The following is a 931-nucleotide window of genomic DNA, read 5'->3' on the forward strand; positions in this document are numbered from 1 at the left end:
CCCCGCCCGCCCCGCCGAGCGTCCCGCCCCGTGATCCGTCTTGCGATCCCCGCTGCGGAGGCTGCTGCGATGGCAGGAGTGGGCGCCCCCCGCCCATCGTGTCGTCCGGCTGCCCCACGGCTCCGGGGGCGCCCGGCGCCGTACCCAACAAGGCCTGTGGCACGACGAGTACGGCCTGTACCCCGCCGTAGATGTTGGTCTGGAGGCGGACGTGGATGCCATGGCGGCGGGCGAGTTGGGAGACCACGAACAGGCCGATGCGGCCGTCGGCCAGCAGGCTGGCGACGTTGACCTGGTCGGGGTCGGTGAGCAGGGCGTTCATCCGGCTCTGTTCACCGACGGGCATGCCGAGTCCGCGGTCCTCGACCTCGACGGCGAGTCCCGAGGTCACGAGGTTGGCGCGGAGCAGGACTTGGGTGTGCGGGGCGGAGAACACCGTGGCGTTCTCCACGAGTTCGGCCAGCAGGTGGATCACGTCGGCGACGGCGTGGCCGCGCAGGGTGCCGTCGATGGGCGGCACGAGTTTGACGCGGGAGTACTGCTCGACCTCGGCGATGGCGGAACGCAGCACCTCGGTCATGGAGACCGGGTTGCTCCACTGTCTGCGGGAGACGGCGCCGCCGAGGACGGCGAGGTTCTCGGCGTGGCGGCGGATGCGGGTGGCGAGGTGGTCGACGTGGAAGAGGCCCTTGAGCAGATCGGGGTCCTCGATCTCGTTCTCCAGCTCGTCGAGGATGGAGATCTCCCGGTGCACCAGGGACTGCAGGCGCCGGGCGAGGTTGACGAAGACCTCGACCTTCTGTTCGCTGCCGGCCTGGCTGGAGAGCTGGGAGGCGGATACGACGGCGGTGACGGCGCCGTCGTGGGCGCGTGCCAGGTCGGCGGCGAGCAGGTCGAAGTCGTCGGCGTCCCCCGGTGGCCGGCCGCGCGG

At 71.4% G+C, this 931-nt stretch carries 1 protein-coding gene; it reads right to left on the reverse strand.

Annotation, left to right across the window (positions count from 1 at the left end; translation table 11 throughout):
* On the reverse strand, nucleotides 1-931 hold a 931-nt coding region (locus R6V09_RS53940; RefSeq protein WP_317888667.1), incomplete at both ends, for a sensor histidine kinase.

This window comes from Streptomyces sp. W16 (assembly GCF_033194735.1).
GTDB lineage: Bacteria > Actinomycetota > Actinomycetes > Streptomycetales > Streptomycetaceae > Streptomyces.